General features: G+C 72.8%; 14 protein-coding genes and 2 tRNA genes. 8 read left to right on the top strand and 8 right to left on the bottom strand.

The window, feature by feature from the left end:
• Positions 1–15 precede the first annotated feature (15 nt).
• The gene (locus tag WA640_RS16780; protein ID WP_335989063.1) at positions 16–282 is read left to right on the top strand and encodes a hypothetical protein; all 267 of its coding nucleotides are present in this window, start codon (positions 16–18) and stop codon (positions 280–282) included.
• 56 nt (positions 283–338) lie between these two features.
• On the opposite strand, the gene WA640_RS16775 is transcribed toward WA640_RS16780, so the two are convergent.
• Together WA640_RS16775 and WA640_RS16770 are read right to left on the bottom strand one after the other, a co-directional pair.
• A tRNA-Asp gene (locus WA640_RS16775) sits at positions 339–413 on the bottom strand.
• 88 nt (positions 414–501) lie between these two features.
• Positions 502–574 (bottom strand) — tRNA-Glu (locus WA640_RS16770).
• Between the two features lie 238 nt (positions 575–812).
• Between WA640_RS16770 and pheA the strand changes: the two genes are divergently transcribed.
• The 4 genes from pheA to WA640_RS16750 all read left to right on the top strand — a co-directional run bounded on the left by pheA (position 813) and on the right by WA640_RS16750 (position 4643).
• Positions 813–1730 (top strand): prephenate dehydratase, encoded by a 918-nt coding sequence (gene pheA / locus WA640_RS16765; protein ID WP_335989062.1) that lies wholly within the window; start codon positions 813–815, stop codon positions 1728–1730.
• Between the two features lie 59 nt (positions 1731–1789).
• Positions 1790–2428 (top strand): GOLPH3/VPS74 family protein, encoded by a 639-nt coding sequence (locus WA640_RS16760; protein WP_335989061.1) that lies wholly within the window; start codon positions 1790–1792, stop codon positions 2426–2428.
• Positions 2429–2486: 58 nt separating this feature from the next.
• Positions 2487–3218, top strand: coding sequence for a helix-turn-helix domain-containing protein (locus WA640_RS16755; RefSeq protein WP_335989060.1), 732 nt, complete (start codon positions 2487–2489; stop codon positions 3216–3218).
• 123 nt (positions 3219–3341) lie between these two features.
• The gene (locus WA640_RS16750) at positions 3342–4643 is read left to right on the top strand and encodes an MFS transporter (protein WP_335989059.1); all 1302 of its coding nucleotides are present in this window, start codon (positions 3342–3344) and stop codon (positions 4641–4643) included.
• Between the two features lie 73 nt (positions 4644–4716).
• On the opposite strand, the gene WA640_RS16745 is transcribed toward WA640_RS16750, so the two are convergent.
• From WA640_RS16745 to WA640_RS16725, 5 genes are all read right to left on the bottom strand, one after another.
• A complete protein-coding gene (locus tag WA640_RS16745) occupies positions 4717–5805 on the bottom strand; it encodes an ABC transporter ATP-binding protein (protein WP_335989057.1) in 1089 nt (362 codons plus the stop codon).
• The gene (locus WA640_RS16740) at positions 5802–6602 is read right to left on the bottom strand and encodes an ABC transporter permease (RefSeq protein WP_106362930.1); all 801 of its coding nucleotides are present in this window, start codon (positions 6600–6602) and stop codon (positions 5802–5804) included. Before WA640_RS16740 ends, WA640_RS16745 begins: the two co-directional genes overlap by 4 nt.
• Positions 6603–6626: 24 nt before the next feature.
• On the bottom strand, positions 6627–7400 hold the full coding sequence (gene modA, locus WA640_RS16735; protein WP_335989055.1) for a molybdate ABC transporter substrate-binding protein: 774 nt from the start codon (positions 7398–7400) through the stop codon (positions 6627–6629).
• Positions 7401–7427: 27 nt separating this feature from the next.
• Positions 7428–7811, bottom strand: a complete 384-nt coding sequence (locus WA640_RS16730) for a TOBE domain-containing protein (protein WP_106362932.1) — start codon at positions 7809–7811, stop codon at positions 7428–7430.
• 219 nt (positions 7812–8030) lie between these two features.
• Positions 8031–8372 (bottom strand): metallopeptidase family protein, encoded by a 342-nt coding sequence (locus tag WA640_RS16725; protein WP_442904777.1) that lies wholly within the window; start codon positions 8370–8372, stop codon positions 8031–8033.
• A 65-nt stretch (positions 8373–8437) separates the two neighbouring features.
• On the opposite strand from WA640_RS16725, the gene serS reads away from it, so the two are divergent.
• Positions 8438–9697: a serine--tRNA ligase gene (gene serS, locus WA640_RS16720; RefSeq protein ID WP_106363419.1), complete on the top strand. Its 1260-nt coding sequence runs from the start codon at positions 8438–8440 to the stop codon at positions 9695–9697.
• A gap of 184 nt (positions 9698–9881) precedes the next feature.
• Here serS and WA640_RS16715 read toward each other — a convergent pair whose 3' ends face one another.
• Positions 9882–10247 (bottom strand): DUF488 domain-containing protein, encoded by a 366-nt coding sequence (locus WA640_RS16715; protein ID WP_106362934.1) that lies wholly within the window; start codon positions 10245–10247, stop codon positions 9882–9884.
• Between the two features lie 129 nt (positions 10248–10376).
• Between WA640_RS16715 and WA640_RS16710 the strand changes: the two genes are divergently transcribed.
• Together WA640_RS16710 and WA640_RS16705 are read left to right on the top strand one after the other, a co-directional pair.
• Complete coding sequence (locus WA640_RS16710) at positions 10377–11231, top strand: HAD family hydrolase (protein WP_106362935.1); 855 nt, start codon at positions 10377–10379, stop codon at positions 11229–11231.
• Between the two features lie 64 nt (positions 11232–11295).
• Complete coding sequence (locus tag WA640_RS16705; RefSeq protein WP_335989051.1) at positions 11296–12123, top strand: HAD family hydrolase; 828 nt, start codon at positions 11296–11298, stop codon at positions 12121–12123.
• The last annotated feature ends 36 nt before the right edge of the window (positions 12124–12159 follow it).

Here is a 12159-nt window from a genome sequence, read left to right as displayed (position 1 = left end):
CGGAGAGGAGGCGCCGTGAGCGACGACAACGACGGCGACCCGTACGGCTACATCGACGACGGTGAGGAGGAGGGTGAGGACGTCGAGGAGGACATCCTCGACGCCCGCGACTACAGCGAGGCCGACCGGTGGGGCATGACCGCCGACGAGGAGCGCCGCGGCGCCCCGCTCGCCGAGGAGCTGGCCGCCGAGGAGCCCGACACGGCCGCGGGCGACGACCGCCCGCGCCCCGGCGACCCGGTCCCGGACGAGTACCTCCCGGAGGAGCCGCCGTCCTATTGAGCGCAGTGAACACACGGAAAAGGCCCGCTGGCGAACCAGCGGGCCTTTCCCTTCTGCGGTCCCGACGGGATTTGAACCCGCGACCTCCACCTTGACAGGGTGGCGAGCACTCCTAGCTGCTCTACGGGACCTTGACTGAACTCTGCCGAGTCCTCAAGGTCGCAAGACCTCTTCATTTATACCATCCGCGTCCGTGTGACCGGCGCCGCGTCTGGGCTGTACCCCCAACGGGATTCGAACCCGTGTTACCGCCTTGAAAGGGCGGCGTCCTAGGCCACTAGACGATGGGGGCGCACGTTGATCCTGGCACGCGGCAAAGAGTGTCGCATTCCGTTTTCTCCGGCTCACCACCGCGGAATTCCGCTTGGGCTCGACAAGCATACGTGACCACGGAGGGCCCTCCGAAGGAGGGTGGCCGTTGAGACCGCGGTCTCAAGGCACGGTTGCAAGGCACGGTCTCAAGGCGGCCCGCGCGGCGCCCGGAGGCGCTGCTCGCGGCCCCGCGCCGACCGCCTTGCTAGCGTTGGTCCATGGAGTTCGCCTATCTGGGACCGCGCGGGACCTTCACCGAAGCCGCGCTCCGCCGGCTGCCCGCCGCCAAGGGCGCGGCCACCGTGCCGATGCCCTCGATCCCCGAGGTCCTCGACGCGGTCCGCCGCGGCGACGTCGGCGCCGGGTTCGTGCCGATCGAGAACTCCCAGGAGGGCACCGTCACCCTCACCGTCGACGAGCTCGTCGGCGGCGACCCGCTCGTCATCGCCGGGGAGGTCGTCCTCCCCGTCACGTTCGTGCTCGCCTCCGCGAAGCCCCTCGCCGAGATCGCCACCGTCGCCTCCCACCCGCACGCCATCGCGCAGACCCGCGGGTACCTGCGCCGCGAGCTGCCGAACGCGGTCGTCCACCAGGCGCTCTCGACCGCCCAGGCCGCCCAGCGCGTCGCCGACGGGGAGTTCGACGCCTGCGTGTGCGCGCCCTTCACCGCCGAGGCCGCCGGACTCCCCGTGCAGGCCTTCGACATCGGCGACAGCTCCGGGGCCGAGACCCGCTTCGTGCACGTCGTGCGGCCCGCCGCCCCGCCCGAGCCCACCGGCAACGACATCACCTCCCTCGTCGTCTACATCGACCACGACCGGGTCGGCGCGCTCCTGGCCGTCCTCACCGAACTGGCGATCCGCGGGATCAACCTCACCCGCATCGAGTCGCGCCCCACCGGCGAGGGCCTCGGCAGGTACGCGTTCTTCCTCGACTGCACCGGGCACCTCGCCGACGCCCGCATGGGCGAGGCCCTCACCGGGCTGCGCCGCATCTGCGCCGACGTCAGGTACCTCGGGTCCTACCCGCGCGACCACTCCGACCGGCCCGTCCCGCACCCCGAGGGCCTCAGCGACGCCGACTTCGCCGACGCCGCGGCCTGGCTGGAGCGGCTGCGCACCGGCGGCGCCGCCTGACGGCCCCTCCCGCGGGCGCGCGGACCCCGCGCCGCGTCTCCCCCGCCTAGTCTGGGGCCATGGCCTCACTGCCCGAGGAGCTCGCGCTCCTCGCCCACGACGACACCACCGGCCGCGACCGGTCCGGCGGCCACCTCGAACTCGGACTCGCCGGCGCGGTCCTCTACGAGCTCGCGCTCGCTGGACGCGTCGGCGTCGAGTCCGGGAAGGTCCGCGTCCTCGACTCCGCCCCCACGGGCGACCCGGTCGTGGACGCCGGGCTCGCCGCGATCGGCGCCGACAAGCCCCGCATCGCCCGCGTCACGGTCGAGCGGACCGCCAAGGGCCTCAAGCGGACCGTCCTCGACGCGCTCGTCGCCCGCGGCGCCCTGCGCCATGAGCGCGGCAAGGCCCTCGGCCTGTTCCCCTTGAACCGGTACCTCCCGCAGACGCCCGACCCGAAGGCCGACGCCCGCGCCCGCCTGAGCGCCGCCGCCCGCACCGGCCGCGCCTTCGACGACCGCACCAAGGCCCTCCTGTCCCTGGTCAGCGCCATCCGCATCGACGCGGCAGCGTTCCCCGACCGCGCGTCCCGGCCCTCCCGCAAGGAGCTCAAGGCCATGGGCGGCGACTCGTGGGTCGGCGAGGCCGTGCGCAAGGCCGTCAGCCACAAGGACGCCGCGTCGGCGGCCGCCGCGAGCTCCGGCGGCGGCGCCTGAGAGGGACCCGCGAGCGGTCCTGGGTGCGGTCGCCGCCGCGGCGTGGTTGACTTGAGGCATGTCTGAAACATCTCCTTCGCATCGGCACGGGGGGCCGCCGCTGGTCCCGACGCCCCCGGCGATACCGATCCCGCCCGGCATTCCGGTCCCGCCCGTCCCGCCGGTCCCGCCCTCCGCGGGACCGAAGGGGAAGCAGCTCCCCGACCAGGAGAAGATCAGCGACCCGGAGCGCATGAAGGCCCTCGCCCACCCCGCGCGCATGGCCGTGTTCGACTTCCTCGCCGCGCGCCGCGCCCAGGGCTTCGACGGCGCCACCGCGACCGAGATCTCCGAGGTCGCGGGCATGACGCCGAGCGCGATGAGCTACCACCTGCGGACCCTCGCGAAGGCCGGGTTCATCGAGGAGGCCCCGAGCCGCGGCGACGCCCGCGAGCGGGTGTGGCGCCTGAAGCTCTACAGCTTCTCGATCTCCGCCGACGACGACGCCACGCCCGCCGACCGGATCGTCGAGCGCACCATGGGCCGGGTCTTCAGCGACCAGCAGGAGCGCAACTTCGAGCGCTGGCTCGACGTCCGGCTCGACGCGAGCCGCGAGATCCGGGACGCCTCGGTGACCACGCAGGCGCGGCTGCGGCTGACCCCGGCGGAGTCGGCGGAGTTCATCCGGCGGTTCCACGAGCTGGAGGCCGAGTTCGCGAACATGACTTTGGAGCGGGCCGAGGCGGGCCCGGACCCCGAGGACGGCACGATCGTCTTCGACATGCTGTTCCGCCTGTTCCCGCACGTCTGAGCACCGGGCGGGCGGCGCGCCCGCCCGCTCCGCAGGCCCCTCACGGAAAGTCGTGAAAGAACTACTTCGAAAAAATCTGAAAAACCTCTTTCGCAATCAGACGTGAAAGCGTATCTTCGAAATATGTCTTTCACATCCTTCCTCGACGGGACCCGCTGGTCCGACGTCTACACCTCCGCGGCCTGCGCGTTCCTCGCCGGCACGGCCATGTTCACGGCCGACTTCGCCCTCACCCTCCGCCTCCAGACCGACGGCTACGGCGGCATCGCCATCGCCGCGCTCATCATCTGCGCGACCCTCCCCCTCGTGGTCCTCTCCCCGGTCACCGGCCGCCTCGCCGACCGCTTCGACAGCCGCACCCTCATGGCCTGCTCGGGCCTGCTCCAGGCCGCCTCGATCGTCGCGATGGCGTTCACCGACAACCTGATCGCCCTATTCGCGCTGGTGATCCTGAACGCCTGCGGCACCGCGGTCAACATGCCGGTCGTGAGCGCGCTCGTCCCGGTCATGGCCCGCCCGAAGGACCTCCCGCACGCCGTGGCGATGGTCCAGACCGGCACCCTCACCGGCCTCGCCGCCGGACCGGCCCTCGCCGGGGTCGTCATCGGCGCCCACTCCGCCGCTGCGGCCCTCATGCTCGCCGCCGGGTTCGCGCTCCTGCGCGTCCTGTTCTGCCTCGACATCCGCACCCGCCGCGGCGGCGTGCGCCGCGACCCCGCCGCGCAGGCCGCGACGGACGCGGCCCCGTGGCGGCTCGGCGGCGACCGGCTGCTCACCGCGATGGTCTTCGGCCTCAGCGCCGTCATCGCCGCGATGTGCGCCGTGAACGTCCTCAGCGTGTTCCTCGTCCGCGAGGTCTACGACGCGACCGAGTCGATGTACGGCCTCATCAGGTCCTGCTGGACCGTGGGCATGGTCGCGGGGGCGTGGCTCGCCGCGGCGCTGATCCGCCGCCTCGACCGGGACGTGCAGCTCGCGTGGATGCTCATGGCGTGCCTCGCCGGAGTCGGCCTGGTGTGCATCGGGCAGGGCGTGCCGCTCGCGTCGGTGCTGCTCATGGTGCCGCTCAACCTGATCGGCGGCATGTTCAACGCGGGCGAGAACTCGGCGCTGGGCATCGCGGTGGCCCGCCGCGTGCCGGAGGCGTTCCGGGGCCGCGCGAACGCCGCGGTGAACGGCCGCGTCAACGCGGCCCAGCTCATCGGGTTCCTCCTCGGCGGCGCGATGTCCACGGTCATGGACGTGCAGACCGCGTTCATCGCGGTCGGCCTCGTCTCGATCGCGATCGTCCTCGCCTGCCTCCCCCTCATCCGCCGCGCCGCCCGAGCGGACGGCACCGGCGGCACCCCCGCCGCCCGGCCCGCCCCGGAGCGCGCCCTCGCGGGCGCCGCTGCCTTAGCGCCGCACCCGCCACGGGGATGGTGAAAGCAGGCCCGCCGATAGGAAACAGGAAATCAGAGGGCCGGAGGCGGTGCGTGCCTCCGGCCCTCGCTGTACGTCAAGCCGGGTAGGCGCGGATCTCGGTGGCTTTCACCGCGGCCCAGACCTCCTGGCCGGGTTCGAGGCCGAGCTGGGCGGCGGCGGCCGGGGTGATGTCGGCCGCCGCGCGGAGGGGGCCGTCGAGCTGGACGCGCAGGTGGTCGCCGTGGCGGTGGACCCCGGCGACGACCGCGCGCCACGTGTTGCGCGGGCTCCCGTCGGGCCGGGACCGGAACAGCGCCACCGCGCTCGGCGGGAACGCCGCGAACGCGTCGCCCTCCATAGGCTCCGCGGTCGCGAGCGACTCGCCCGAGGCGAGCGCCACGGTCCGCCCGGAGGCGTTGCCGCGGTACAGGTTCAGGCCTACGAGCCGCGCGATGTAGTCGGTGCGCGGCCGGGCCGTGATCGACTCGGCGTCGCCCTCCTGGACCGCGCGGCCGTCCTCGACGACCACGAGGCGGTCGGCGAGCATGAGCGCGTCCACCGGGTCGTGCGTCACGAGTACCGCCGGGCCCGCGAGCCCGGCGAGGTGCCGGTGGAGCTCGGCGCGCGTGTCGAGGCGGGTGCGCGCGTCGAGGGCCGCGAGCGGCTCGTCGAGGAGCAGCAGCGCCGGGTCGGTGGCGAGCGCCCGCGCGAGCGCCACGCGCTGCGCCTGCCCGCCGGAGAGCTGCCCGGGGCGGCGCTTCCCGAAGTCCCCCAGGCCGACCCGGCCGAGCCAGTCGGCCGCGAGGGCCCGCGCCTCGCCGCGGCCGAGGCCGCGGCGCCGCGGCCCGAACGCGACGTTGTCGACCGCGCTCAAGTGCGGGAACAGCAGGTAGTCCTGGAAGACGACGCCGATGCGGCGGTGCTCGGGCGGCACCCAGCGCGCGGCCCCGGAGGGGTGTTCGAGACCGGCACTGTCGAGACCGGCACTGTCGAGGAGGGTCCCGTCGAGGTCGATGTGCCCGCCCGAGAGCGCCTCCAGGCCCGCGAGGGCCCGCAGCGCCGTGGTCTTCCCGGCGCCGTTGGGGCCCAGGAGGGCCACGGTCTCGCCGGGCGCGGCCGTCAGGCGCAGGTCGAGGCGGAAGGACCCGCGGTCCACGACCAGGTGCGCGTCGAGGCCGCTCATGCGACGGCCGTCCAGCGGTCGCGCAGCGACGCGAGCACCGCCACGGAGACGGCGAGGAGGATCAGGCTGAGCACGATCGCGGCCTCCAGGTCCGATTGCAGCGCAAGGTAGACCGCGAGCGGCATGGTCTGCGTGCGGCCGGGGAAGTTCCCGGCGAACGTGATGGTCGCGCCGAACTCGCCGAGCGCCCGCGCCCAGCACAGCACCGCCCCGGCGAGGACGCCCGGGGCGATCATCGGGAGCGTCACGCGGGAGAAGACGGTCCAGCGGCCCGCGCCGAGGGTCGCGGCGGCCTCCTCGAAGCGCACGTCGGCGCCGCGCAGCGCGCCTTCGACGGAGACGACGAGGAACGGCATCGACACGAACGTCATCGCGAGGACGACCGCGGTGGTGGAGAACGGGATCGTGACGTCGAACCGCTCGTGGAGCCACGACCCGACGAAGCCGCTGCGCCCGAACACGAGGAGCAGCGCGACGCCGCCGACCACGGGCGGGAGCACCAGCGGCACCGTCACGAGCGCGCGCAGGAGGCTGCGGCCGGGGAAGTCGCCGCGGGCGAGGAGCCACGCGATGGGGACGCCGAACAGGAGCGACAGCGCGGTGGCGAGCGTGGCGGTGACGAGGGACAGGCGCAGGGCGTCGAGCATCGCGGGCTCGGCGAGGCGCGCGGGCAGTTCGGTCCACGGGGCGCGGGCGAGGAGGCCCGCGAGGGGGAGGATGAGGAACGCGAGGCCGACCGCGGCGGGCGCGAGCAGCGCGGCCGGGACGCGGCGGCGCCGGGTTCGCTTGGCGGGCATGGCGTTCCCCTCCTCCGTCTCCGGCTAGGGCCGCTGGAATCCGGCGGCTTCGAGGACAGACCAGGCGTCGTCGCCGAGGACGTACTCGGTGAACTCGGCGGCCAGGTGGCTTTCGCGGGCGTCGGCGAGCGCGGTGATCGGGTAGGCGTTCACGGCCTCGGCGGACTCGGGGAACTCGACGGCGTCGACCTCGTCGTCGGCGGCGATGGCGTCGGTGCGGTAGACGAGCGCGGCGTCCACTTCGCCGAGGGTGAGCTTCTGGAGGGTGGACTTGACGTCGGCCTCGTAGGTGACGGGCGTGAGGTCGGCACTGGAAGCGGCGATGGCGGTCTCGGCGGCGGCGCCGCAGGGGACTTCCGCGGCGCAGGCGGCGAAGTCGAGGCCCGCGAGGTCGGCGAGGCCGGCGACGCCGTCGGGGTTGCCTGCGGGGACGGCGATGACGAGCTGGTTGAGGGCGAACACCTGCGGGTCGACCGCGGCGCCGGCGTCGACCACCTTGTCCATGTTCTTCTGGTCGGCGGAGGCGAACACGTCGGCGGGGGCGCCTTCGGTGATCTGCGCGGCGAGGTCGGAGGAGGCGGCGAGGCTGAACTCGACGGTGACGCCCGGGTGCTCGGCCTCGAATTGGTCGCCGATCTCGGTGAACGCCTCGGTGAGGGAAGCGGCGGCGAGGACGGTGAGGGTCTTCGGCGCGATGTCGGGGTCGGTCTGGTCGAGGTCGCCGCCGCCGCTGCACGCGGTGAGGGCGGCGAGCGCGAGGGCGGCGGTGAGGGCGAGGGCGGGTGTGGTGCGGCGCATGCGGGGCTCCCGGTTCGGCGCTGGCCGTCAGGCTTCGACGACGACGTTGGTGGACTTGACGACCGCGGTCGCGAGCGAGCCGACTTCAAGGCCGAGGTCGTCGACGGCTTCGCGGCTCATGAGCGACACGACCCGGAAGGGGCCGACCTGGAGGTCGACCTGGGCCATGACCTGGTCCTTGACGATCGCGGTGACGATGCCGCGCAGCCGGTTGCGCGCCGAGGAGGTCCCGTTGCCGTCGGGCGCGGCGGCCCGGTCGCGGGCGAACGCGGCCAGGTCGGCGCCGGTGATCGCCCGGTGCCCGTGCTCGTCGCGCTCGGCGTCGAGCCGCCCGGCGTCGATCCAGCGGCGGAGGGTGTCGGCGGAGACCCCGAGCAGCTCGGCGGCCTCCCCGATGCGAAACGTCGTCACCGTACGAGCATAACCTCGCGGATGCGACGCCAGTGCTGACAACTGCTTGCATTTGCAAACTCGTTAGCGTGAAACCCTCGTGTTTGCGGCGCCGCCAGCATGTCGGACCCCTGTGGCACGGTTTTTGAACCGGGGGCCCGCGGGTTGGTCGGGACGCGCGGCCGAACGGCGGTTTGTGCTGCCCTCAAAGCGCGGTCCCGCCGCCCGCAAGCGGCCCCGTCAGCCCCAGCCGAGTTCGTGGAGGCGCTCCTCCTCGATGCCGAAGTGGTGGGCGATCTCGTGGACGACCGTGACCGCGACCTCCTCCACGACCTCCTCGGGCGTGGAGCACATGCGCAGGGTCGGGCCGCGGTAGATCGTGATGGTGTCGGGGAGGACCCCGCCGTACTCCCAGCCGCGGTCGGTGAGGGCCGTGCCCTGGTAGAGGCCCAGGAGATCCTTGTCCGTGCCCTCGGGTTCCTCGTCGACCAGGATCACCACGTTGTCGAGCATCGCCATCAGTTCGGCGGGCACCGCGTCGAGCGCGTCCGACACCGCCGCCTCGAAGTCCGCCTCGTCCATATCTACCGCCACACGCCCACAATATGCGCTGGGGAGGCCCGCGGCCCGGCCGGTAATCTGTGGACGTGATTGATCTGCGAGCACTGCGAGAGCACCCTGACGCCTACCGCGACAGCCAGCGCAAGCGGGGCGCGTCCCCGGACGCCGTCGACGCCCTGCTCTCCGCCGACTCCGAGCACCGCAGTGCGCTCCAGGCCTTCGAGACGCTCCGCGCCGACCAGAAGGGCCTGGGGAAGCGGATCGCGGGCGCGGCCGCCGACGAGAAGCAGGCGCTGCTCGAACGCACGAAGACCCTGGCCGCCGAGGTCAAGGAGGCCGAGGCGCGCGTGACCGAGACGGCCGCGGCGTTCGACGCGGCCGGGAAGGCCATCCCGAACCTGGTCGCCGAGGCCGCGCCGCCCGGCGGCGAGGACGACTACGTGGTGCTCCGCGAGGTCGGCGAGCGCACCGAGATCGAGGACCCGAAGGACCACCTGGAGATCGGCACCGCGCTGGGCCTGCTCGACACCGAGCGGGGCGCGAAGGTCTCGGGCTCGCGGTTCTACTACCTGACCGGCGACGGGGCGCTGCTCCAGCTGGCGATGCTGAACCTGGCGATGGCGCAGGCGGTGGAGACGGGCTTCACGCCGATGATCCCGCCGGTGCTGGTGCGCCCGGACGCCATGGAGGGCACGGGTTTCCTCGGCGAGCACTCCGACGAGATCTACTACCTGGAGCGCGACGAGCAGTACCTGGTCGGGACCTCGGAGGTGCCGCTCGCGGCGTACCACTCGGGGGAGAACCTGGGCGAGCTGACGCGGCCGGTGCGGTACGCGGGCTGGTCGTCGTGCTTCCGGCGCGAGGCGGGCTCGTACGGGAAGGACACGCGGGGGATCATCCGGGTGCACCAGTTCGACAAGGTCGAGATGTTCTCGTACTGCCGGCCCGAGGACGCGGCGGCGGAGCACGAGAAGCTCCTGTCCTATGAGGAGCAGATGCTCCAGAAGATGGAGCTGCCGTACCGGGTCATCGACGTGGCCGCGGGCGACCTGGGGACGTCGGCGTCGCGGAAGTTCGACTGCGAGGCGTGGGTGCCGACGCAGGGGCGCTACCGGGAGCTGACGTCGACGTCGAACTGCACGACGTTCCAGGCGCGGCGCCTGAACGTGAAGTACCGGGACGAGCAGGGCCGCAACGCGGTCGCGGCGACGCTGAACGGGACGCTCGCGACGACGCGCTGGATCGTGGCGATCCTGGAGAACCACCAGCTGCCCGACGGCTCGGTGTCGGTGCCGAAGGCGCTGCGCCCGTTCCTGGGCAAGGACGTCATCGAGCCGAAGAAGTAGCCCGGACGCAGTCCGGGGCAACGAAACGGCCCGCCGACCTCCAGGTCGGCGGGCCGTTTTTTCGCTGGCGGCCGGTTCGGTTCGCGGGCAGCCCAAGCCGCGTTTTGGTCGCGCGTCCCGCCCAACCTGCGGGCCCCCGGTTCAAAGACCGTGCCACGGGGGTCCGACATTTCGGCGGGCGGCGCTAATCCGAGAGTTGCTCGTCGAGCCAGGCTTTGAGGACGAGGGCGTGGTTGACCTCGGGGTCCTTGGCGGCGTAGAGGAGCGTGACGGGGCCCTGGCGGGCGGCGTCGAGGAGCGGCTGGGCGCGTTCGGGGTGGCCGTCGAGTTCGCTGCGGTAGCGGCCGGTGAACTCCTCGAAGCGGTCGGCCATGTGGCCGAACCAGATGCGGAGGTTCGGGGAGGGCGCCGCGTCCTGGGCCCACTCGACGCCGTCGAGGTCCTCCTTGCTGACCCCGCGCGGCCACAGCCGGTCGACCAGGAACACCGTCCCGGCCCGCTGCGGGTCCCGGCGGTAGTCGTAGACGCGTTCGATCGTGATGTCGGACATGTACGCACGGTATGCCCCTTCGGCCAGTGATGAGGGTGTTTGGTGCGATTGCAGCTTTCATGAGGCCGGCCACGTGAGTTCAGCCGCTCGACACCCTGCCGTTCACCCGCGCCGGGCTACCGTTGAGGCGTGTCAGACATCGCCCCGGCCCCGTTGAGCAGAGAGCAGCCCCCGAAGCTCGTCGCCGTGGACCTCGACGGCACCGTCGTCGACTACCACGACGAGCAGCTCACGACCCCCAGCCGCGCCGTGATCGACGCGATCGGGCGGGTCAGGGAGGCGGGCGTGCCGGTCGCGGTCGTCACCGGCCGGGCCCTGTGGGGCACGATCCGCACCGCCACGGACCTGGGGCTCGACGAGGGGTTCGCGTCGGCGAACCACGGCGCCGCCGAGTTCGACCTGGGCCGCGGCGAGGTCTCCTACGAGGCCGTGGTGGACGTGCGGTCCGCGGTCGAGGCGTTCCTCGCCGCGGACGGGGCCGTGGAGTTCGCCGTCGCGCACGGCCTCGACGGCTGGTGGCACACGAAGGGCTTCAAGCGGGACTTCCACGCGAAGTGGGCCGGGGTCATCGGCCTCGACGACCTCCTGGACCGCCCGGCGGCCCGGATCGTCGCGCGCGTGGCCTCCGACAACAAGTACGGGAGCGCCACGCGCTGCCCGCACGCGATGCGGCTCGCCGAGGGCGCGGCCCTCGACCCGCTCGCGTACCACGTGGAGGTCGGCTACAACGGCTGGGTCGACATCGGACCGCCCGGGGTGACGAAGGCGACCGGCATCGCCCGCATCGCCGAGCGCTACGGCGTATCATCGGCCGACACCGTGGTCTTCGGCGACGCCCACAACGACCTGACCATGTTCGCGTGGGCCGGACACGCCGTCGCGATGGCGCAGGCAGACCCCGACGTGCGGGCCGCCGCGGACGAGGTCGCGCCCTCGGTGTGGGAGGACGGCGTCGCGAAGGTGCTGGCCCGCTGGTTCCCCTGATCCCGGCGGAGGTTCGACGAACGAGCGATTCGCGGCAGCGGGTCGAGACTACCGAGGAGGACGCATGATCCAACTGGCCCGGCTCCCGAAGCTCGTCGCGACGGACCTCGACGGGACGGTCGTCCGCTCGGACGAGTCCGTCTCCCCCCGAACGATGTCGGCGCTCAAGCGGCTCGCCGCCTCCGGGGTGATCCTGGTGGGCGCCACCGGCCGCGGACCGCGGCTGCTCGACATGTGCCGCAACGACGTCCCCTCGGCGGACTTCCTCGTCCTCGGCCAGGGCGCGTTCGTGTACGAGTGCCGCTACGACGACACGGTCGTGCAGCTCGCCGACCGGTCCGTGGACGGCGAGATCCTGCACGAGGCGCTGCGGCTCATCGAAGCCGAGGTCGGCCCGGTGCGCGCGCTCGCCGAGCCCGCCGACCCCGACCGGCCGCTCACCGGCGACGAGATGCCCGACTGGCCGTGGCCGGCGGTGCGCCTGGAGACCGCGCCCCGGGACGTCGCGTTCACCGGCCCGATGGTCAAGGGCTACTTCGTGTCCGACCACCACTCGGGCCCCGAGCTGCTCGTCGCCGCGCAGGACGTCATCGACGAGAACCTGGTCACCGTCACCGAATCGGGCGTCGGGATGCTCGAAGTGTGCCCCGTGGGGGTGACGAAGGCCGCCGGGATCCAGGTCGTGCTCGACAAGTTCGGCATCGACTGGTCCGACGTGCTCGTCTTCGGCGACGCCACCAACGACCTGTCGATGATGCGCGCCGCCGGGCACTCGGTCGCCATGCCCAACGGGCACCCGTGGGTGCAGGCCGCGGCCAGCGAGATCGCCCCCGCGGGCAACAACGACGACGGCGTCGCCCAGTACGTCGAGGCGCTCCTCGAACTGCCGTAGGCCCGCCCGCGGCACTGTCGGATCAAGGACAAGCGG

Origin of the sequence: Glycomyces sp. MUSA5-2 (assembly GCF_037034145.1) — a bacterium.
In the GTDB taxonomy this organism is placed as follows: Bacteria; Actinomycetota; Actinomycetes; order Mycobacteriales; family Micromonosporaceae; genus Glycomyces; species Glycomyces artemisiae.
The sequence above is the reverse complement of the archived record's forward strand: the minus strand, read 5'-3'. Positions and strand labels throughout refer to the sequence as shown.

Coding starts and splice junctions, on each gene's coding strand:
- WA640_RS16725 (WP_442904777.1), bottom strand. CDS start 8,372: ATGGACGAGGCGGACTTCGAGGCGGCGGTGTCGGACGCGCTCGACGCG.
- WA640_RS16750 (WP_335989059.1), top strand. CDS start 3,342: ATGTCTTTCACATCCTTCCTCGACGGGACCCGCTGGTCCGACGTCTAC.
- modA (WP_335989055.1), bottom strand. CDS start 7,400: ATGCGCCGCACCACACCCGCCCTCGCCCTCACCGCCGCCCTCGCGCTC.
- WA640_RS16740 (WP_106362930.1), bottom strand. CDS start 6,602: ATGCCCGCCAAGCGAACCCGGCGCCGCCGCGTCCCGGCCGCGCTGCTC.
- WA640_RS16745 (WP_335989057.1), bottom strand. CDS start 5,805: ATGAGCGGCCTCGACGCGCACCTGGTCGTGGACCGCGGGTCCTTCCGC.
- WA640_RS16715 (WP_106362934.1), bottom strand. CDS start 10,247: ATGTCCGACATCACGATCGAACGCGTCTACGACTACCGCCGGGACCCG.
- WA640_RS16705 (WP_335989051.1), top strand. CDS start 11,296: ATGATCCAACTGGCCCGGCTCCCGAAGCTCGTCGCGACGGACCTCGAC.
- WA640_RS16760 (WP_335989061.1), top strand. CDS start 1,790: ATGGCCTCACTGCCCGAGGAGCTCGCGCTCCTCGCCCACGACGACACC.
- pheA (WP_335989062.1), top strand. CDS start 813: ATGGAGTTCGCCTATCTGGGACCGCGCGGGACCTTCACCGAAGCCGCG.
- WA640_RS16755 (WP_335989060.1), top strand. CDS start 2,487: ATGTCTGAAACATCTCCTTCGCATCGGCACGGGGGGCCGCCGCTGGTC.